Source organism: Bacillus sp. LJBV19 (assembly GCF_017797845.1).
GTDB classification, from domain to species: Bacteria; Bacillota; Bacilli; order Bacillales; family Bacillaceae; genus Bacillus; species Bacillus velezensis.
Genome location: NZ_CP072563.1, coordinates 3,859,272 through 3,880,099, shown reverse-complemented (window position 1 = coordinate 3,880,099; position 20,828 = coordinate 3,859,272). Strand labels below are relative to the sequence as shown.

The window sequence follows — 20,828 nt, the reverse complement described above, 5'->3', positions numbered from 1 at the left end:
GATGTGTAAAAAGCTGTTCAAAGCCGTCCTCCCGTTTGCCCTGTCATTCACCATGGTTCTGTCGTTCTCCGGTATGAATGTAAAAGCGAAAGAAACAGAAACAGCCCGCTACGCAAAAGAAATCGCAGAGCTTCAGCAGGGCACGACTCCCCAAGACGTTCTCCAATCCGCCAAAGAGCTTGCCAAACAGAAGCACGTTTCAACAGAAGCAATTCTCAAGCAGTTTCATCAAGAAATCACGGCAGACAAGGTGCAAGGAAATGTAATCGCTTCCAAAGAAGGGATCTCTGCGATGGGCGGATCGTCAGGAACCAAAAAACTTCCGAAAAGCACAAAAGGCAATATTTATTACACGAACTCATACACGGCTTATTACAACCACGGGCATGTCGGCATGTATTCATCCGCTGATAAAATTGTCGAATCCGTGCCGGGAGACGGCGTCCGCCAGATTGCTTATAACGGCAGAGAAGTCGAAGACAATTCAATCGTTCAGACCGTGAAAGTCACTGATGCCCAAAAACAAGCCGCCGCTGACTGGGCTGTATCAAGAGTCGGTGATGAGTACTCCTTCAACTTCGTCAATAACAGAAATACGGGCCATGATGGCGCCAAAAACTGCTCAAAACTGCTGTGGTCGGCATTCCTTTTAAAAGCGGGGATTGATATCGACTCTAACGGCGGCTTAGGCGTATATCCGCGCGACATCACAAGCTCGTCCTACACAACCACGATTCTGACCATTCACTAAGGAGAACAACGTGAAAAAAATCATCTGGATACCCTTAGTGATCATCGCCGCCGCAGCGGTCTTATGCTTCTTCTATTTCCGCACGGAAGATCCTGCGGAGGTTGCGAGAGACACATTAAATGACCCTGATTTTCTGAAAGATAAAGAGGCGCTGCTGTATTTCTCCACTGCGGCTGACCAAGACACGTTCGGCGGCGGAAAAAGCTACGCCCTCTTCGCCGATGAAAAAGGGCGGCTCTCTTCTTATCACATGAAGGGGCTTGAGCTCGGATCGGCCAAAGTGCATGACGGCAGCGTGCTGCTGGAAGACAAAAAAGGAATCTACACCGTTCAGGGCGGTCTTCACACGTATAAAAGAGCGTACCAGCATACGGGAGACAGCGCGGGATATATCGAGCGGGCGAAAGGCTTTTACACGCTGTATAATTCGGGCTACGACAAGAGCGGCGGCAGCTATCGCTCAGAGCTGTACCGCCAGATTGACGGCAGCTGGAAGCAAGACGTCATCCCGCATTACATCCGCGCTTCAGGCTTTTTTAAAGATCATCTTTTCGCACTCACGCCGACAGATGACGAAAAAGGCTATCACATCCAAGACATTCAGGCCGATAAAGAAAAGCTCCATACAAAATCAATCGCGACATGGCCGTATAAAGAAGGCACGTCTGTCGAATCCCAGCTCGCCGCGGACGATAGCGCCATCTGCTTTGTCACCAGAGGGGAAAAAGCAGATCACATCTATCAAATGGTGAAAGTCATGAAAAACAGCGGCGCCATCAAAACGTATGACATCGCCGCATATAAAAATGACGAACAGACGATCTATGACTCCATGCCGTTCAGCTTCAAAAAAAGCTTTTTCATGGAGCGGCGCAGCTTCTATTTCGTTGACGGCTTCGGAACCGTCTACCGCATCAACCCTGAGACCGGAAAAAGCAAAAAAGCCTTCACCCTCCCCGCATCACGAATGAAAGCCGACTTCAAGGAGCTGACCCATCAAAACGGGAAGCTGTATCTGTTCACGTACAGCTACAAAAAGCCCGCCAAAATCGAATCCTTCGACCTGAAAACGGGCAAAAAGCTGAACGACCGGACCATCCCAAACCTGAAAAACATCGTCACGCCGAAAAGCCATCTCAAGCTGTACGATGTGCAGGTGATGGGTGGGTTTTGAAGAGTATAAACATTTCGGAAGAGCTTGCCGCGTTTTTAAATGACGGAAAGCTGGACTGGATAGATGTATGCTCTACACTGCTGGCGTGTCTATTAAGAATTCTGTTCGTACTTCGCTTAGAAAAAAGAGAAAACACGTAAAGAGCCGGATGCTGAAAACACCGGCTCTTTTTGCGCGTGATTTGCCGAATTGTGGATAAAACTCAGCCCGAAGCACTACTAACATGTGTATAAATAGGTTATATTGAAAAGAGAACAATTGCCGCGTGCAAAAGAAAATCGGAGGATGTAACAATGAAAACCGCTTATTATTCTTGTGAAGAACATATCGAAACCGTGCTGGACATGTACATAGATGATCATGAGCTTCCGCCCGAAATCAGAAAAATCGAACATACTAACAGTTTATCCACAGCCTGTGAATTATGTGGGGACACTGCAACATATCTAGTAGGGAACGAATGATCCTACACAAAATACAGAAAAGATATCCACAATTGTGGACAATATATATGAATAACTTGTTTCTAAAGTGGGGATGACCTGTGAATATCAATATTGTGACCATCGGAAAATTAAAAGAAAAATACCTCAAGCAAGGCATTGAAGAATACAAAAAACGACTCTCAGCCTACGCAAAAATCGACATCATCGAACTCCCGGACGAAAAAGCTCCGGAAAACCTGAGCGACCAAGACATGAAAATCGTCAAAGACAAAGAAGGCGAACGCATCCTGGCCAAAATCAGCCCGGACACCCACGTCATCGCCCTCGCCATCGAAGGAAAAATGAAAACATCCGAAGAACTGGCCGATACAATAGATAAGCTGGCGACATATGGAAAAAGCAAAATCACCTTCGTCATCGGCGGCTCACTCGGCCTAAGCGACGCCGTCATGAAACGGGCAGACGACAAACTGTCATTCTCGAAGATGACGTTTCCTCATCAGCTGATGAGGTTGATTTTAGTAGAGCAGATTTATCGGGCTTTTCGGATTAACCGTGGGGAGCCTTATCATAAGTGAGTGAAGTTTGTAAATACCATTTTCTTGATGTATTCAGCATGAAAAATAATCGTTAAGGATCATATTTTGTTATAATATATTCATATGGAAAAATTATGAACGAAAGGATGACCATTTTGGAAAGAAAAATAGATTTACTTATGAACTCGCGTTTCGGGGAGAGGGTAGCCGAAGAGGATGAGAATTTAGCATCGTATTTTGTTGAAACGGCAGTATGGAATCAATTGTTGATGGGGGAAATTGATGTAGTCCGAGGAGTGAAAGGTTCAGGTAAAAGTGCATTATATATGCAACTATTAAAAAAAGAGGGTAGTTTTGCTGCGAAAAACACCTTATTAATACCTGCAGAAAACCTAGAGGGCACACCTGTTTTTAAATCTGTTCTTGGTGATGCTGATTTAACTGAAACCTCGTTTCAGTACCTATGGTCTATCTATATCATTACTCTGATAGGTGATAAAATCAAAGATTTTCGTAATAGAAGCGAAGAAGTAAAAGATTTTATTAGAAGACTTGAATTAGAAGGTTTATTAGAAGGTAAAGGGATAAGACGTCTCCTTACGAATGTTAGAGATTATGTTTTTGAATTCTTTAGAAATGTAAAAGAAGTTGAAGGAGTAGTAACCGTAGAACCTACAACTAATATACCTATTTTAAAAGGGAAAATCTCTTTAAATGAACCAAGTAAAGAACATAGAGAATTAGGAGCTATATCAATTTTTGAACTTCTTGAAATGGCTAATGAGGCACTTAAAAGTGTTGACTTAAGCGTTTGGATAACATTTGATAGACTTGATGTAGCATTTCCCGGAAAACCTGAATTTGAAACCTTAGCTCTAAGAACACTTTTTCAGGTTTACAATAATATAAAACTGCACAAACATATAAAATTAAAAATCTTTATTAGAGAGGATATTTGGAAACGAATTACTAAAACGGGTTTTAGGGAGGCAAGTCATATAACAAAGCAAGTGACGATTGATTGGTCAGAACAGGATTTTTTACATTTACTGGTTAGTCGTATTCTTGAAAACGATATTCTTTGCAAATTTTTTAATGTGGAAAAAGATGATGTATTAAAAGATAGTGACAAGCAGAAAAAAATATTCTATTCTATTTTCCCGAAAAAAGTTGAAGTAGGAAAGAATCCTGAAACATTTAAATGGATGATTGGACGGGTTAAGGATGGATTAAAAATAACAGCTCCAAGAGAACTCATTCATTTAATGAATGAGGCTAGGGCAAAACAAATTAAATTGTTAGAAACTGGTACTCCAGAAAACTCTTATTCAGAAATCATAGGACGAAGTGCTTTGAAGGACGCATTAAAAGTAGTATCCAAAATTCGTTTAGAGCAAACAATTTATGCAGAATATGCACATCTAAAAAAATACATAGAAAAACTTGAAGACCAGAAAACTGAACATGATGTTGGTACCCTTTCAAAAATATTTCTAATAAACAAAGAAGATACAATAAATATTGCAAATGAATTAGTGTCTATTGGATTTTTTGAGGAAAAAAAGGGTAGTCATAAACCTTATTGGACACCATTTCTATACAGAGCCGGACTTAATATGGTTCAAGGTAAGGAAGACTAATATTATAGAGATAAGAGTAAAGGGGGAGTATAAAGCTTCCCTCTTAATTTTTTATGCTTAAGTAACTCTATATTAGATTTAAAAAAATTCACATAAAGCTACATCAATTCTCAACTGTCATTAGTCTTAATTAAGCTTGTTACCATAGGGATGTTTCGAAGACTTTTATCAAAAAATGATTCAAATCTCACTTAGATAGAGACTATGATAAATTTTATATTATTTAAGTCGTCATTTAATTAACGTTTATTACAATAGAAATATAATCTATAGAGGTGTTGAAATTTGAAGAATGACATTTTGTTACCTAATAAAATTAAAGTTTTTATAAGTTCAAGGTGTGGACAAGGTTTTGAAAGGTATGATGAAGTAAGAAAACAACTAAAAAAACTTATCGAATCGACAAAGATTGCTGATGTATATCTATTTGAGGAAAGTGGAGCTTCGACACAGTCAGCAGAACAGGATTATTTATATGCCCTAGATGATAGTGATGTATGTCTATTCTTAATAGATAATAAAGATGATGTTACATCTGCAATTGTTAGAGAAATAACTAGAGCCAAATCACACCCAAAAAAGTCAATATATCTATTTTGTAATGAAAAAGAAAGTAAACCTACGCAAATCCAAGAAGAACTTATTGGAGCAAAAGGAGCTAAATATTATATAGTTAATAGTTTTAATGAATTTGCAAATCAAGGATTTAAAGATTTAATAACAGACATATGTAATATTTATAGACACTATTGTAAAAATAGACTCATAGACCAAGAATTTCACAATTCTGAACAGAATAAAATAGAAATAGGTTCAATAGCTTCTGAATCACTAGAGAAACGTATTTTACAAGGAATTGATAAATCAAAAGCATATATCGGAAAAAAGATATTTTCTGTTAATAAAGAAGTGAAAGAAACGAGTGAATTAGATAGATTTTATGAGCAATTTCTAAAAGTATTATTTGGTGAAAAAAGTATTGAAGAATTCAATGGGGATTTATTTTTAGAGCAAATAAAAAAAGAGCAAAGTGATAATATGCATCTAGTAGTAAAATTAAGATGGAAAGCTATTCAGTTTTACTGGCTCGATGATTTTGATTCTGTATTAAAATACTTAAAGGAAGCTTTTGACTTATGTAAGGAAAGTGGGTTACCTGATTGGATTTCACAGGATATACTGATAGATTTAATAAATATAGAAAATCAAAAGTTAAATCAGGAAAATAAATTCTCCTCTAGGAATGCTGCACAAGAAGAGTTAGAAAGTATGCGTCAATCTCTGTTTTACCCATCAATTGATAGATATGAAAAGCTATTATATAAAGAAATTAATAAAGCATCAACAAAAAAGAAAACTGAAACTGTGTATACTGTTAACCTTGGTAGTAATTTAGATGTTTATATTAAATATTTGACTAACATTTATATTGTTGGTGCCTTTAATGGATCTTTAACTCAATTATTATTATTGAGAAATAAAATAAAAGATATATCATTTCAATTATGTGAGGAATATTCCAATTGGGAATTCAGAGTGTTGCTGTTAAAAATGGCAGTAATAGTTGGAGATAGCAAGCAAACAGAAAATACAATTTCCTACTTTAATAGCATATTAGGAAAAATCAATTATATTGATGTGAAAAATATTTATAATTTTACAAACTGCCTCCCGGTAAAATCAGAAAGAATAAAATCTAAGCTAGAAGTATTTAAACATTTAGGGTATTATTTTAGCGATGAAGATTACATGTGTATCAAAAGGGAGTTATTGGAAGAGATTCATAATTATATTGATAATACTTTTATAGTGTCTATGGGAAAATTAATATTTGATTCTTTGAAAGAAAATATCAATAGAATCGAAGCCGATGAAATATCTAGAGTATGCATAAAAATTTTAGAAAAAAAGATGTTTCGCTTTTATGATGATGCTTTAAATTTGATAGGAATAATAAGTTTTAAAGGGATATCTACTCAAAACCTTGAAAAAATAAAGAATTTGTTGAAAGGAATCATTTTAGATTCTAATCTAGCAAACCAGTGTCATAACCTCTTATATGCAATTATAAATTTAAGAAAACAGATAATAGCGGGTACTTCGGAATTAAATCAAGTTGTATTAAGTAACATGTCTGAATCAGATCGCAAAATTTATAATTTAGAAACATCTAGTGTCAAAAGAGAAAGCCATATTATGAGTTATGTTCAGGAGATCAAGGAACAAATTGAGAAACAAGGTAAAAATGGGATTTACAGTGTGAAAGCGCAAAACCCATATCTAATAATCCAAAATATCATTAAAGAGGGTTGTGAAATAGTTGATAACTATCTATTAAATGAAGTTCTTCAAGTATGTAATGAATCGTTATGTGCAACTAATCTACTGTATTCTGATAAGGTGAGTGCTTTACAATTAACTATTTATATTAAACAGAATTTCGAAAATATTGATTACAATTTTAAAGATTTATATCAATATTTGATTAAACACGAAAACCATCTCTTTGAAGGAAAAGATGATCTTTTTCAAAAATATTCGACATTAACCGTAAAGATTAATTATTTTATGCTTAAAATGGTATGTTGCCAACTAGATAATGTTGATTTATTAAATCTATTAAGTGAAATTAATAATGAGGATGAGTTTGAAAAAATCCAATGCTTAAGGGCCATTATAAATGCTATAAATAATGAATCATTTAAAAATATAGAATCAGATATTCGTAGTATCATTATTCAATTCACTTTAAGTTTGAAGAATGACAAAAATCAAGATATACGGTATTTATCAATTAAAGCATTGCTAAAAATGATAACAACCAAAACTCAAAAAGTTATACTGACTCAGCTTTCACAATCTATGGATTATGAAAATGTATATATAAAAAATCTTATAATAGGAAACTTTGAAAAATTAGCAATTATAGATTCCAAAGTTAATAATTTAATATTGAAGAAAGCTTCCATAGATAATCATTATTTGGTTAGGACCGAAGCACAAAAATATATACAGACTAGAGCAATTAATATTACTCAATAAACTTGTTTAGAAAAAAAGAGATAATAAATGTGAATCAAATAATTTACTTTCAAATTTGAAAACAAATTATTAAGGAGTAAATACATGAAAGAAGAAATGATTTTAAGAAAGGTGATTTATTTTTTATCAACGGCAGAAACACCAAGGGAAGTATTTTTAGTATGGAATAAGCACAAGGAACATTTAAAATACTTTAAGTTGAGTATAAACCTAGATAATTATGATAAAGATACTTTCCCGGTTGGATTGGGAGAATTGGTAAATGCAGTTGATCAAGACTTTATTTCTTACTTTCAAACCGGAAAGTTATATTACATGGATGATGAATTACTGAATGATATGTTATTTAATGAAAGTATATCATTTCCTATTGACTATTCTGTGATGTTAGATACTAATTATGCTAGTTATATTCCTCGCTTTTTGAACAATCAAGGGAGTAGTGAATTTGAGAAAGAAAGTATTTACAAAACTATAGATACTCTACTGAAACATAAATTTCATTATGATTATAATTTCTATTTAGTAGAAAATTATAATAAAATTATTAAAGATAATGGGAGTTTTGATGCTTCTATAAAAAAACATAGGGATATGTACGAGAATTTAGTATTTTTAGAGCTATTTAAAAGCATTGATAATGATATATACATAAATAAGAATATTATTGAATACCAAATTTCGAAGTTTGAGGCTATCCAAAGAGTAGACGATATAATATATAAATTATATAAAACTAGGGAAGGTAAAAGTTCATTAAAGAAGTTCTTAGATATGCATCAGAATTTAACATTACTTCTGATCGGAATTATCAAAATACAGTTCAGTTCAAAAAAAAATGCAAAAAATAAAATGATTAAGTTACTTGAATATGTCCAAAATAAAGTAGGAATTTATTATGAAAGAGAAATGGTTATTGCGCTTAAATATTTCAAGAATCCTAAATCTGTTGGGATATTTAATAAAATTAATAAAGGTGGTAATCAAAAAAAATTACTCGAAAAAATTGAAAACACAGCTTGGGATTTTATGGCTCCGAGGGTAATGGAATATTTCTCTAACTTGAATAGTGAAGGAAGATATTTTATACCATTTTTCTTATCCCACGACAAAAACTTGAGAGAGCTTTTAACTTTATTTGAAATTAAAGGGGTTTTACAAGATATTAGAACGGGTCAGTTAATACCATTCACAAAAATCTCAAGTGCTGAACTCTTTAAAAATGAAGGAGTAGAAATAGATCTTTCTTTCTATTCTCAGGAATCCACAAATAAAAGACGATTAATATATGAAAAGAATATTAACGAAGGTTTTAGAATTCTGCAAAATGAATTCTCTGAGTTGAATGACATAATGAATTAATTGGAGCCTCTCTATATTATTTTACATTTAATTTTATGTTGTTTTATATAGCATGTTAACAGACCTAGGTATAAAACGCTGGTTTTGTTAATCCCTCTGTGCTGTATAGGCAATAGGGTAAACACATTATTATTCCTTTGCGGGGAAGTTATATAAATGCATTTGCTAAAAGTGAATTTAAAGTGATTATTCTACTAACCGTACAAGAAAATAATACCCAATCGCAGTAAACTGTGACGGCTAAATATTTCTAGGGAGATAAATCCTTGAGTTTAATCAATTGGATGCTCTTATGTCAAAGGAAAATACTTTTTATATAAAGACTCGGTGAACCAAGATCATAAGTCCCGATTATCTTGTATAGCAGGCCGATTTGTTGTCAATATTCGATTTACTATGAAATCTCTTGTTGGCTTATAGTGAACAAAACAAAAAAACCAGATCCATTAAAATCTGGTTTCCCACAGCTATTAAAAGCAACCTACTGTTGCTTCTCTTTCACCATCTTTATAAAGAGAAAGAAGACAATGAATACGATAAAATAATTCAATGGATTCTTAACGATGCTTATCTCCAGTGAAATCTGTAAGAGTATCCAGAGAATGAAGATGGCTAGTATTGAAGGAATGATGATTTTGTACATGTCGACCACCTTCCATAGTTAGTAAGAGAAAGGGGCGCGGGCCCCTTTTTCTTCATGGTTAAAAGCAAGATGCGGCAGCTCCTGTCATTGCACCGCCAACAGCGCCGGTAATTGCTCCGACGGCACCCGCTCCTACTGTTCCGATGCCGGGTATTGTGACTGTTCCTACAGCAGCTCCTGCGAGACCCAGTGTGCCGCCTCCAGTTACCGCACCGCCGCCAGTACCTAAAATACATTTCCCGACTGATTGGGTGCTGATTGAACCGCTCGTTTTTCCAGCGTCTTTGTTTACGACTTTGACTAAAACGCCATTTTTGATTTTTTCGTATTTCAGTGTAACAGGTTCACCATTTTTGTCAGTGGAGCTTTTCGGAAGAGCCTGCTCCTCGCCCGTTATGTTGTCTTTTAGGGTTGCCTTGCCTTTAGCGTCAATATGAACATCTGCATGATTGAACGTCATCTTCAGCTCACTGTCGTTGAGGTTTTCAACTTTGTATGTAGCTTGGGATTCTGCGGCAGCCGCAGCATGGGGTAAAACCGGGAGGGCAAAGGCACCTACTAGGAATACCAAGGCTGCCAGTTTCACTGCGGTTAGCTTCATTTTGCTTTGCATAATTGATCCTCCTCCTTTGGTTGCCATACTAACAAAGGCATTCTGCTTCTTAAACCCTTACCATATAAAATGATAAAAAATTCACCCAATTTCATCACATTAACCAACACGGTTTGTATGTTTCCCTTCGAAAGTCATAGGGGAGCAGGGTTCATATCTGATGCGAAGTTATCAAGGAGGGTAGAAACCGTAAAGAAGAGCTCAGAGAAGCACCTTTATTGCGAACAACAGCTTCTTCCGCATTTTCCATACGACAGTATAAATCCCTTTGCGTAACGGAAACCTAGTGGAAAAGGTTTCTGAAAGGAGGGGGTGTATGGTGAAAAGTGAAAAAATTCAAAACAAAACATCTTTGGTTTGGAAGATGGCGATTGCATCTGCGGTTTCTTGGGAAGCGGCAAAACTGGCGGGCTCTGAGCATCCCTATTTAGCGCCTCTATCTGTTATCTTATGTTTGCAGCCAACGATAGATCAGTCGATTCGCTTTTCTTTTCATCGTATTGCGGGAACTGCGATTGGGATCATGCTAACGTCCTTTCTTGTCAGTCACTTGCCAATGAATGGCTGGATGCTGGGGCTGTTCCTGTTAGGCGGTACTTACATTGCGAAGTGGTTGCGAATAGATGTAACGGTTTTACATCAGGCAGCGCTCACCATTTTGTTGGTCTTTACGTTTGAACGGAACTCTAAAGATTATGCATTCGACCGAATCATCGATACGGTGATCGGCGTCATCATCGCCATTCTGGTTCACATGTTCCTTTTTCCGCCGGACTACACAAAAAAGGCAGCGGACTCTTTTCAAACATTGGCTCGTCAGCTTTCCGGCACACTTTCAGACCTCTCCAAATGGGTGCAATCAGAGTGGGGACAAGGAAAAGGGAACCTTATGGAATATAAAATGAACCATCTTCTGCAGGAGCTGCATACGGCAAAAGAGATGCTGCAAACAGCCTCTGACAGCTTAAAATTCAACCCCGTCAGAAAAAAACATAAAAACATCATTTCAAGCTATCAAATAGAGATGCAAAAGTTGAGCGCCGGATTTGAGTATCTATCAAATATAGTGAAAACGTTAAAAGAATGGGAAAAAGAAGGAGCTTTATCTTCAAGTGACAAAAGGGAGCTGGGGAATGATTTACAAGTGTTAAGTGAATACTTTGCGGGTTTTAAAGGCATACAGCAGGGTGAAACAGACAATTGGAAACAGAAGGAACAGAGCGTGTTATTGGAATCTCTCCGTTACGACATGCTGTCGCACCCGCCGCCCGGTCATAAGGTCTATAAAGACTCTTTTTTTTTAGAAACGAAGAAATTGCTGAAGCGTTTGTAATGTTTTCTGGAAATAAAGAATACGGATATACAGATGCAGATATGATCAGGTAAAAGCGGGGGACATGAAATGGATGATATACACCGGATTTTGGATGTCATCGCCAATACTAAGAAAGCTAAGGTACTGGCTACCATCATTAAAACAGAGGGGTCCGCTTATAAGAAAGAAGGGGCTTCCATGCTGATTTTAGGGGATAAAACAAGAGTCGGAATGTTATCCGCCGGTTGTCTGGAAGAAGATCTCGTTGAACGGTCAGAACAGGTCTGGGCTGCAGGAGAGCCGTTGATTGTCCGCTTTGATATGAGCGCGGAGGACGATTTGTCCTGGGGACAGGGCATTGGCTGTAATGGTGTTTTGACGGTTTTACTTGAGCCTGTAAAAGGGGAATTGGAACGAAATCTGATGACAGTCAAGACATGCTTAGATGAAAAAAAGTCTGTGACCCGAATGAAACGATTCACTAAAACGTTAGAGCCGAAGGAAGATCTGTATATAGCTGAAGACGGCAGCGTGTTTGGAACCGGGGATGTTATGGAACAAGGCCGTATTCAAAAACTGAGACAGATAGAAAAGGGAATCAAAAGGGATGAACATACATCTGATTTATTTTTTATCCATCAGATGGTGCCAAAGCCTTGTCTATATGTCTTCGGAGCAGGGGAAGATGCGAAGCCGTTAGTTTCTTTGGCAGCCGGTACGGGTTTTCATGTGACGGTGATTGACTGGCGCCCCGCTTTATGTCATCACGGGCATTTTCCTGAAGCCGGCCATTTGATAACGGGAGCACCGGAAGAAGTCATGGAAGGGCTGAGCATGACAAAAAGGGATTTTGTTGTCATTATGACGCACAGCTTTCAAAAAGATCAGATCATTTTACATACATTAAAAAACGAGAATGTGTTTTATAAAGGCGTTTTAGGCCCCAGAAGGCGCACTGAACGGCTTTTAGGCGGAGCGGAGATTCCGGAAGATATTCATTCCCCTATCGGGCTTCCCATCGGGGCACAAGGCCCTGAGGAAATTGCTGTAAGCATTGTCGGCGAGATGATTAAAAGAATGCGAAAGCAAAGGTCTGCTTTATGAAAACAGCAGCCATTTACCTGGCAGCCGGTACAAGCAGACGCATGGGGACGGATAAGCGAAGTTTATTTCTCAATGGCGTCTCTCTGGGAAGTATAGCTCTTAAAAATGCCTTGTTATCTGAATTAGATCATATTTTCGTTATAACGAGAAAGGGAGATTCACTGCATTGGCTTTCGGATTTTTTCTTTTTAGATCCCATCTCAAATAAGTGGAGCCAGGCAGAATGTGAGCAGGCGGGTAAGGGCCAAGGCCATTCTATACAATGCGGTTTACAAAAAGCGGCAGAGTATGAGGCTGATGCCGTTATCATTCTCCTTGCAGATCAGCCGTTTGTCACCGCAGATATCATCAATACGTTAATTGATTCCTATCAAAAGGAGCGCCGCTATTTATTTATCGCCGCTGAAAATCAACATCTTCCTATGCCTCCCATTTTATTCTCCAATCAATGTTTTCCGGTATTGCATCAGTTAAAGGGAGATCAGGGCGCCCGGCATGTGATCCGTGAAAGTATGATCAAGACGGGAAAAATGATCAGCTTTCAAGACCCTTTGCTTTTTTATGACGTCGATACAGCTGAAGATTATACGCTGCTGCTGAATAAATTCGGGGAGTGAATGAGTTGGAGTATATCGGGAAGAGTGTCATTCGGAAAGAGGCCTTTGAAAAAGTGACGGGTAAAGCGAAATATACGGATGATTTTCAAGAAACAGGCACATTACACGCAAAAATGCTGACCAGTCCATATGCGCATGCCGATATTGTGTCTATGGACTTTTCAGAAGCTTGGAAGATTCCCGGCGTGAGAGCGATATTGGGGGATGAACCTTTTCCGCTTGCAGGTGAGGAAATTAAAGACAGATCGCCGATTGCTTATAAAAGGGTCAGATACCATGGTGAGCCGGTTGCTGTTGTTGTTGCGGAAAATCCAATTACAGCTAAAAAGGCAGCGGATGCCATCAAAGTATCTTATAAACCTCTTCCCGTCGTCAATTCCCCCCGTGAGGCCTTTCAAAAGGATGCGCCACTCGTCCATGAAAATGCGGACCGCTATGAGAAGACAAAAGGTGTATTCCCGGTTCCGAAGACAAATATCGCAAACCTGGATAAGGTTAGAAAAGGAAATATTGAAGACGGGTTTAGGGAAAGTGATGTGACAGCAGAATTCCAGATTTCCTTTAACCCTTCTGATCACGCTGCGATGGAGACAAGATGCTCGATTGCTGAAATTCGCGCGGATGAGGAGATTATCATTACCACATCTTCTCAAGCTCCTTTTGCCATTAAAAAATTAATGCAGTGGTATTTTGGAATCGAACCCGGAAAGGTTATCGTCAAAACGCCTTTAGTAGGAGGAGCGTACGGGGGAAAAGCAGCCGTTCAGTTAGAGGTGATTGCCTATTTGGCATCAAAAGCGGTCGGAGGCCGGCCCGTCAAATTATTTAATACGAGAGAAGAGGATATGATCACATCTCCCGTTCATATAGGATTGGATGCCATTGTTAAATTAGGGGCTACAAAGGATGGAATCTTAAAGGCGGCAGACATTCAGCTTTTATTTGATGGCGGAGCGTATTCTGATAAAGGAGTGGACATCAGCCGGGCTGCAGTGGTTGATTGTACGGGTCCGTACGCTATCGACCATATACGGTGTGATTCATATTGTATGTATACGAATCATCCATATCCAAGTGCATTCAGGGGCTACAGCCATGCTGAAGTGTTATTTGCCTTTGAGCGGACGATGGATGTATTGGCGGAAAAGCTGAACATGGACCCGTTAGAACTCCGCTATAAAAATGCCATTCGTCCCGGTGACACTACACCTACTCAAGTTCTTCTCAATTCAAGCACGGTCGGAAATGTGCCGAAGTGCATTGAAAGATTAAAGGAATTAATGAATTGGGACGAGGGACAGCGAATTGAAATCGATGGCCGGAAGATACGGGCGAAGGGAATCAGCTGCATTTGGAAAACCTCAACATTTGATACAAATGCAACGTCCGGGGTTCTTTTAACCTTTAATCCCGATGGAAGCATTAATTTGATGTCAGGGGTAGTGGAAATTGGAACAGGGACAAAAACAGTGCTAGCCCAAATCCTGGCGGAACGAATGAAAATGGATATAAGCAAAATTCATGTGAAAATGCTTATAGATACACAAACAACACCCGAGCATTGGAAAACCGTGGGGAGCAGAGGGACGTTAATGGCCGGAAGAGCCGTACTGAATGCAGCGGAGGAAGCCATTCGAAAGCTGAAGGATGTGGCATCATGTGTGTTGCGGGTTCCTGTCGAGGAATTGGAAGTTGCCGACGGAAAGGTTTATTTTATAGATCATCCTTCTGTACATGTTGACATAAAAGACATTGCTTACGGATATACGTTTCCAAATGGAAATACCATTGGCGGCCAAATCATTGCGAGCGGCAATTACACATTAACCCGGATGACGAATTTAGACCGGGAAACGGGAAGAGGAAAGCCGGGACCCGAATGGGCTGTCGGTGCTCAGGGAATTGAAGTTGAGTTGGATAAACGGGATTATACTTACAGAATTACTAAAGCCTATTCTGTTGTGGATATGGGAACTGTACTGAATGAAAAAGCGGCAAGGGGCCAAGTGATGGGGGCGATGAGTATGGGAATTGCATTTGGAGGAAGAGAGACCTTTGTATTTGATTCATATGGAAGAGTATTAAATCCTCAGCTTAGAACATACCGCCCCCTTCACTATGGAGAGCAGCCTGAATATATCATTGAATTTGTTGAAACCCCGCATGTGATTGCGCCTTATGGGGCGCGCGGCGGCGGGGAACACGGACTGTTGGGGATGCCGGCAGCATTGGGAAATTGCCTGTCCGCCGCTTTAGGTGTCCAATTGAATCAACTTCCTCTCATTCCCGAACAATTATGGAGGACGCAAGAGGGGTGGAAAGATGATACCGTTTGATTTTGACTATTTTAAACCGAAGACCATTCAAGAAACAACCCGCCTGTTTCACTCGCTTGCGGCCGAAAAGAAAACACCAATGTATTATTCCGGCGGCACGGAAATTATCACGTTAGGAAGGCTGAATATCATCTATACGGATGCGGTGATAGATATGAACGCGCTTCCGGGATTTCACGCGATCCGCTTTTATGAAAATGATCTGGTGATCGGAGCGGGCGTGTCATTAACGAAACTGGAGGAAGAAAATCCATTTCCGCTATTAAGTAAAACAGTCAGTGAAATAGCCGATCGGACGACTCGAAATAAGATCAGCCTGGGCGGAAACATTTGCGGGGGCATCTATTACCGTGAGGCCGTGCTGCCGTTGTTAATTTCCGATAGTTTGATAGGGATTGCAGGGAGAGCGGGGATTCATTACCGTCCCATAAATAAAGTATTTAACAAGGAAATACAATTGCAAAAAGGAGATTTTTTATTTCATGTCGTTGTCGATCGAGCGTACGTTGACTTGCCATTTGTCAGTATCAAAAGAAGACAGCAGTGGAATGTCGGGTATCCATTGGTGACAGGCTGTGCGCTGAAAAAAGATGATGAGATCAGAATGGCCTTCAGCGGCGTATGTCCATTTCCTTTTCGTTCTGCTGAAATGGAGGCTGTGCTTAACGATAAAAGCCGATCAGCAGAAGAAAGAGTACGCAGGTCTTTACAATATGTACCCAAACCTGTTCTTGATGATGCAGAAGGCTCAAGTGAATACCGAATATTTGTCTTGCAAAATACAATTTTAGATGCCTTACGGGAATTAGAAGGAGGTCCAAATGTCTGATCCTATTACGTTGAAAGTAAATGGCGAGGAAAGACAGATTACGGTCAGACCGGCTGATACTTTGTTATTTGCTCTTCGTCTTCGTCTCGGATTAACTGGTGCAAAGCCGGGCTGCTTAAATGGGGATTGCGGCGCCTGTACGGTATTAACGGACGGGGTGCCGATGAAATCTTGTTTAATGCTTGCGGCAGAAGGGGAAGGGAAGGACATTACGACAATTGAAGGACTGATCAATACGCCGATTCAAAAGGCTTTTATTGAAAGATTCGCGTTTCAATGCGGTTATTGCACACCGGGTTTTCTCATGAATTGTCATGCTTTAGTGAATACTGAGCCGAATGCAAGTGATGACACGATAAAAAATTGGCTGGAGTCCAATATTTGCAGATGTACGGGTTACAGGGAGATTGAAGAAGCAGTTAAATCCGTTTTACATACAGGGAAAGGGGATCATTAGCCGTTGTTACGGAGAATCATAAAAAAGAGCCCAGAGAATCATCCCTGAACTCCATATTCTTCACTTCATATACCGATACTCCCGCAGCTTCTCCAAAATCGCCACTTCTTTCATCAGTTCTTCACCGACGTTTGTTTCTTTCACTTTCTTCCGCTCCAGCTCTTTGTCGACTAATCGTTTCACTGTTAAGACGTCGGTTCCGGTGCTCAGCACTTCGGCCTTGGAGTTGAAGTGTTTATGGGCGACGAGCTGCATGCCGTAAGAGTTGTATAAGAGTGTGTAGCCGGCGATGCCTGTTGTGGATTGGTAGGCTTTGGAGAAGCCGCCGTCGATGACGATCATTTTTCCGTTTGCCTTGATCGGATCTTCGCCTTCGATTTCTTTTACCGGTGTATGGCCGTTGATGATATGGCCGTGATCCGGGTTGAGGCCGAATTCCTTCAGGATGTTTCGGCAGGCTGCCTCGTCTTCACGCAAATAGTAATACGGGTTTTTCTTTTCTTTATGCGTTTCCTTCTCTTTAATGAAATATCGCTCAAAGGTTGTCATGGCGCGTTTTCCGAAGAGGGAAGAGTATTCGCCTGTCCATAAGTACCACGTCATATCTGTCGCCAGATCATCGGTTTCTTCCGGATGGGCAAACGCTTCACGTAAGAACCGTTCAAATACATCGAGCAGCTCTCGGCCCGCATAAGCTTTATCCTCTATCATCATCGTTTCCATGCTGCCGTTTTCATCGACGGGAATACAGCCGTGAATCAGCAGGTTGCCGTTATATTTTAAATAAAGGCTGCCTTTTTTCATCATAAAATTCATATGGCGGCCCAGCTTTTCGGAGTTCTGAACAGAGAACAGCAGCTTGTCCATGACTTCCGCTTCTTCTTCTAACAGCTCGTCAGGCTGTTTAGGATTCACCGTCGCAAAGCAGGTGTTTTCCAGCTGATATGTTTTTCCGTTCAGCGTGATTTCATTGCGATCATAATCAATCTTTTCCAGTAACAGACGTTCCTCCATATTAAAGTTCGGCCGTCTCTTAATAATCGGGCTCTCAAGCTTGAATTGGATCATCGCGATCGCCTGATGAATTTTTGTGATTTGTTTAATCTCATCTTCCGGTCTGTTTTCGTCCGCTTTCGGGCGGAAAGACGGGTTATCATCGTAATATTTTTCGGCAAGGTTCAATAGCGGTCTCAGATTGATGCCGTAAACGTCTTCAATAATATCCAGATTGTCATAGCGGGCACAGATGCGGATAATGTTTGCCAGGCATACTTTTGAGCCGGAATAAGCGCCTATCCAGAGAACATCGTGATTCCCCCATTGAATATCCACTGAATGATAGTTGATCAGCTCTTCCATGATTTTATCCGGCTGCGGTCCGCGGTCGTAAATATCGCCGACAACATGCAGATGGTCGACCACCAATCGCTGCGTGCTGTAGGCAAGGCCGGTGATCAGCTTATCGGCCTGGCCGAGCGCAATGATCTGTTCTATGATTTCGGAATAGTATTGTTCCTTGTTGGCGGCTTGTTCTGTTTTGTACAGAAGCTCTTCGGAAATATAAGCAAATTGGGCGGGCAGCGCTTTGCGCAATTTGGAGCGGGTGTACTTGGAAGAACAATAAGAAACGAGCTTAATCATCCGATGAATCGTTTCTTTATACCACTCGTTTAATGCCTCTTTCGTATCAAAGTCATGTTTGATCAGCTTCAGTTTGTCCTCAGGATAATAGACCAAAGCCGCCAGTTCATCAATTTCTCTATCGTAAATGACGCCGCTGAAAATATCGCGGATCTTCTCTTTTACCCTTCCTGAACCGTTCCGCAGCACGTGCTGGAATGCCTGATACTCCCCGTGCAGATCACTGACGAAATGCTCGGTTCCTTTCGGCAGGTTCAGTATCGCTTTCAGATTAATGATTTCCGTGACCACTTTTTCTTCACAATCGTATTTTTGTGCGAGCAGATCTAAATATTTCGTTTCCAATCTCGTCCATCCCCTTTTTATTTACGAGCAATTGTATGATAAGGTGAATTTAAAGTATGACATAATGTTTACATTATTAGACCTTATATGATAGTACCGCATAACGCCTTTTTGAGACAATGAAAACGGAAAATACGGCGCTTCAGGCATCGGAAATTGGACCGGGATAACGCCGTGAGCTCATCCCCCTATTGACAATGAATTCAACTTCCATTATAATAAAAAGTTAGCTGATAGGTATTTCTATCAGAAACTCAATACGTAGCAGGCTATGATTGCTGTGGGTCGCACTACAGCAGGAGCGGCTTCTGGAGAGACCGCGGGTTTTCCGCGGCGCCGAAGGGTTCACAATCTCAGGCAAAAGGACAGAAGAGTACCGAATATGTATTTGTCATGCTGTTGATTGTCAGCGGCGCAGATATAATTTGATATTCTTATGACCATGAGATTGGAGGGCATCCAATCTCTTTTTTTATTGGCTTTTTTTGCTCGTCGTTCACTAGAGAGGTAAGGAGGAGTCAGATGTGGAGCAGCGAGAGCTAAAGAGGGACTTATCGAATCGGCACGTGCAGCTGATCGCCATTGGCGGCACGATCGGCACCGGATTGTTTTTAGGGTCCGGTAAGGCGATTCAGCTGGCGGGTCCTTCTATCATCTTTGCGTATTTTATTGTAGGTATTGCGCTTTTTTTCGTCATGCGGGCGTTGGGAGAACTGCTGTTATCTAAAGCGGGCTACCAATCATTAACGGATATTGCCGAGGCGTATTTAGGGCCGCGTGCAGCGTTTGTCACCGGCTGGACCTACTGGTTTTGCTGGATTATGACGGCTATGGCGGATGTGATCGCCGTCGGTGTGTATGTGAAATATTGGTTTGATATTCCGCAGTGGATTCCGGCACTTATCTGTTTGCTCATTTTATTAGGGCTTAATCTGTTAACGGTTAAGATTTTTGGAGAATTGGAGTTTTGGTTCGCCTTAATTAAGGTAGTCACGATTCTCGCGTTAATTGTCATCGGTGTGGTTCTGCTGGTGATTGGGTTCAAAACGCATACCGGAACGGTTTCAGCGGCGAATCTGTGGGAGCACGGCGGCTTGTTTCCGAACGGACTTTCAGGTTTTTTGCTTTCGTTCCAGATGGTGATTTTCGCCTATGTCGGTGTGGAATTAGTGGGTGTGTCGGCGGCGGAAACGTCAAATCCGAAAAAAAATATTCCGTCCGCTATCAATAAAATTCCATTGCGGATTTTATTTTTCTACGTCGGGGCATTGCTCATTCTTTTATGTATTAACCCGTGGATGCAGCTGAATGCGGCGGAAAGTCCTTTTGTGAAGACCTTCAGTCTGGTCGGCATCCCGTTAGCCGCGGGAATCATTAATTTTGTCGTATTAACGTCTGCTGCTTCTGCTTGTAACAGCGGGATGTTTTCAACAAGCCGGATTTTGTATAACTTAAGCAAAACGAAACAGGCGCCTGCAAGTTTTGCGAAGCTGAATAAAAATCATGTGCCGAGCCGCGCATTATGGATATCGGTTATTGTGCTGTCAGCGGGCGCTCTTTTAAGCAAATTGATACCGGAAGCGGCTTTTGGCATCGTGACAACCATCAGCGCGATTTGTTTCATTTGGGTGTGGGGCGTGATTCTTGTCTGTCATATCAGATACAGGAAAACCCGTCCGGACTTACACGCAAGCTCGTCTTTCAAGGCGCCGTTTGCGCCGTTTATCAATTACGCCGTGCTGGCGCTGTTTGCCGTCATTCTGGTGATTATGCTGTTTGCGGATGCAACACGCCCGGCTTTGCTGCTAACGCCGCTGTGGTTTATTGGATTATTTCTTATCTATCGGGCGAGAGGGAGAAAGACAGATTGAATTGCTTCAGACGGTGTACTGCCATGCAGTACGCCGTTTTTTGTTTTGATTGGAAAGCGGGAATATTTGTTAGAAATCAGGCTATAATGATTGTATAATTTTA

At 40.2% G+C, this 20,828-nt stretch carries 18 protein-coding genes and 1 riboswitch; of the genes, 15 read left to right on the top strand and 3 right to left on the bottom strand.

Features of this window, described 5'->3' with window-relative positions; all coding sequences use genetic code 11:
* Position 1: 1 nt before the first annotated feature.
* The 8 genes from J6600_RS18965 (at position 2) to J6600_RS18930 (ending at position 8,954) form a co-directional block, all read left to right on the top strand.
* Positions 2 to 751, top strand: coding sequence for a YiiX/YebB-like N1pC/P60 family cysteine hydrolase (locus tag J6600_RS18965; RefSeq protein WP_160216942.1), 750 nt, complete (start codon positions 2 to 4; stop codon positions 749 to 751).
* Positions 752 to 761: 10 nt separating this feature from the next.
* Positions 762 to 1,925, top strand: coding sequence for a hypothetical protein (locus tag J6600_RS18960; RefSeq protein ID WP_209387779.1), 1,164 nt, complete (start codon positions 762 to 764; stop codon positions 1,923 to 1,925).
* Positions 1,922 to 2,065, top strand: a complete 144-nt coding sequence (locus J6600_RS18955; RefSeq protein ID WP_209388370.1) for a hypothetical protein — start codon at positions 1,922 to 1,924, stop codon at positions 2,063 to 2,065. Before J6600_RS18960 ends, J6600_RS18955 begins: the two co-directional genes overlap by 4 nt.
* A gap of 153 nt (positions 2,066 to 2,218) precedes the next feature.
* Positions 2,219 to 2,389, top strand: a complete 171-nt coding sequence (locus J6600_RS18950; RefSeq protein ID WP_004393147.1) for a CxxH/CxxC protein — start codon at positions 2,219 to 2,221, stop codon at positions 2,387 to 2,389.
* A gap of 80 nt (positions 2,390 to 2,469) precedes the next feature.
* Complete coding sequence (rlmH, locus tag J6600_RS18945) at positions 2,470 to 2,949, top strand: 23S rRNA (pseudouridine(1915)-N(3))-methyltransferase RlmH (protein WP_013354196.1); 480 nt, start codon at positions 2,470 to 2,472, stop codon at positions 2,947 to 2,949.
* Between the two features lie 116 nt (positions 2,950 to 3,065).
* Positions 3,066 to 4,550, top strand: a complete 1,485-nt coding sequence (locus J6600_RS18940; RefSeq protein ID WP_057080356.1) for a P-loop ATPase, Sll1717 family — start codon at positions 3,066 to 3,068, stop codon at positions 4,548 to 4,550.
* Positions 4,551 to 4,835: 285 nt separating this feature from the next.
* Positions 4,836 to 7,592 (top strand): hypothetical protein, encoded by a 2,757-nt coding sequence (locus J6600_RS18935; RefSeq protein WP_209387778.1) that lies wholly within the window; start codon positions 4,836 to 4,838, stop codon positions 7,590 to 7,592.
* Between the two features lie 84 nt (positions 7,593 to 7,676).
* On the top strand, positions 7,677 to 8,954 hold the full coding sequence (locus J6600_RS18930; protein WP_209387777.1) for a hypothetical protein: 1,278 nt from the start codon (positions 7,677 to 7,679) through the stop codon (positions 8,952 to 8,954).
* Positions 8,955 to 9,435: 481 nt separating this feature from the next.
* Here J6600_RS18930 and J6600_RS18925 read toward each other — a convergent pair whose 3' ends face one another.
* Both J6600_RS18925 and J6600_RS18920 read right to left on the bottom strand, forming a co-directional pair.
* A complete protein-coding gene (locus tag J6600_RS18925; RefSeq protein WP_004393168.1) occupies positions 9,436 to 9,597 on the bottom strand; it encodes a hypothetical protein in 162 nt (53 codons plus the stop codon).
* A gap of 58 nt (positions 9,598 to 9,655) precedes the next feature.
* Positions 9,656 to 10,210, bottom strand: coding sequence for a Pathogenicity island protein (locus J6600_RS18920; protein ID WP_088461918.1), 555 nt, complete (start codon positions 10,208 to 10,210; stop codon positions 9,656 to 9,658).
* A gap of 316 nt (positions 10,211 to 10,526) precedes the next feature.
* Here J6600_RS18920 and J6600_RS18915 point away from each other — a divergent pair, with 316 nt between their 5' ends.
* The 6 genes from J6600_RS18915 to J6600_RS18890 all read left to right on the top strand — a co-directional run bounded on the left by J6600_RS18915 (position 10,527) and on the right by J6600_RS18890 (position 16,868).
* Positions 10,527 to 11,543, top strand: coding sequence for an FUSC family protein (locus J6600_RS18915; RefSeq protein WP_209387776.1), 1,017 nt, complete (start codon positions 10,527 to 10,529; stop codon positions 11,541 to 11,543).
* Positions 11,544 to 11,612: 69 nt separating this feature from the next.
* Complete coding sequence (locus J6600_RS18910; protein WP_182072157.1) at positions 11,613 to 12,629, top strand: XdhC family protein; 1,017 nt, start codon at positions 11,613 to 11,615, stop codon at positions 12,627 to 12,629.
* Positions 12,626 to 13,246, top strand: coding sequence for an NTP transferase domain-containing protein (locus J6600_RS18905; RefSeq protein WP_209387775.1), 621 nt, complete (start codon positions 12,626 to 12,628; stop codon positions 13,244 to 13,246). Before J6600_RS18910 ends, J6600_RS18905 begins: the two co-directional genes overlap by 4 nt.
* Before the next feature lie 5 nt (positions 13,247 to 13,251).
* On the top strand, positions 13,252 to 15,582 hold the full coding sequence (locus tag J6600_RS18900) for a xanthine dehydrogenase family protein molybdopterin-binding subunit (protein ID WP_209387774.1): 2,331 nt from the start codon (positions 13,252 to 13,254) through the stop codon (positions 15,580 to 15,582).
* Entirely contained in the window at positions 15,569 to 16,411 is an 843-nt protein-coding gene (locus J6600_RS18895; protein ID WP_209387773.1) for an FAD binding domain-containing protein, read from the top strand. The genes J6600_RS18900 and J6600_RS18895 overlap by 14 nt, the downstream gene beginning before the upstream one ends.
* Positions 16,404 to 16,868 carry a (2Fe-2S)-binding protein gene (locus J6600_RS18890; protein ID WP_209387772.1) on the top strand — a complete coding sequence of 155 codons (465 nt, stop codon included), beginning with the start codon at positions 16,404 to 16,406 and terminating at the stop codon, positions 16,866 to 16,868. Before J6600_RS18895 ends, J6600_RS18890 begins: the two co-directional genes overlap by 8 nt.
* Before the next feature lie 60 nt (positions 16,869 to 16,928).
* On the opposite strand, the gene fbp is transcribed toward J6600_RS18890, so the two are convergent.
* Positions 16,929 to 18,854, bottom strand: a complete 1,926-nt coding sequence (gene fbp / locus J6600_RS18885) for a fructose-1,6-bisphosphatase (protein ID WP_014419314.1) — start codon at positions 18,852 to 18,854, stop codon at positions 16,929 to 16,931.
* Between the two features lie 298 nt (positions 18,855 to 19,152).
* Positions 19,153 to 19,233, top strand: a riboswitch (glycine riboswitch).
* A gap of 145 nt (positions 19,234 to 19,378) precedes the next feature.
* Here fbp and J6600_RS18880 point away from each other — a divergent pair.
* Entirely contained in the window at positions 19,379 to 20,725 is a 1,347-nt protein-coding gene (locus tag J6600_RS18880; protein WP_014419313.1) for an amino acid permease, read from the top strand.
* Positions 20,726 to 20,828 lie beyond the last annotated feature (103 nt).

What these genes read in the sequence shown, in the direction of transcription:
- J6600_RS18950 (WP_004393147.1), top strand. Translation starts at nt 2,219, where the DNA reads ATGAAAACCGCTTATTATTCTTGTGAAGAACATATCGAAACCGTGCTG.
- J6600_RS18930 (WP_209387777.1), top strand. Translation starts at nt 7,677, where the DNA reads ATGAAAGAAGAAATGATTTTAAGAAAGGTGATTTATTTTTTATCAACG.
- J6600_RS18895 (WP_209387773.1), top strand. Translation starts at nt 15,569, where the DNA reads ATGATACCGTTTGATTTTGACTATTTTAAACCGAAGACCATTCAAGAA.
- J6600_RS18910 (WP_182072157.1), top strand. Translation starts at nt 11,613, where the DNA reads ATGGATGATATACACCGGATTTTGGATGTCATCGCCAATACTAAGAAA.
- J6600_RS18905 (WP_209387775.1), top strand. Translation starts at nt 12,626, where the DNA reads ATGAAAACAGCAGCCATTTACCTGGCAGCCGGTACAAGCAGACGCATG.
- J6600_RS18920 (WP_088461918.1), bottom strand. Translation starts at nt 10,210, where the DNA reads ATGCAAAGCAAAATGAAGCTAACCGCAGTGAAACTGGCAGCCTTGGTA.
- J6600_RS18925 (WP_004393168.1), bottom strand. Translation starts at nt 9,597, where the DNA reads ATGTACAAAATCATCATTCCTTCAATACTAGCCATCTTCATTCTCTGG.
- J6600_RS18915 (WP_209387776.1), top strand. Translation starts at nt 10,527, where the DNA reads ATGGTGAAAAGTGAAAAAATTCAAAACAAAACATCTTTGGTTTGGAAG.
- J6600_RS18965 (WP_160216942.1), top strand. Translation starts at nt 2, where the DNA reads ATGTGTAAAAAGCTGTTCAAAGCCGTCCTCCCGTTTGCCCTGTCATTC.
- J6600_RS18890 (WP_209387772.1), top strand. Translation starts at nt 16,404, where the DNA reads ATGTCTGATCCTATTACGTTGAAAGTAAATGGCGAGGAAAGACAGATT.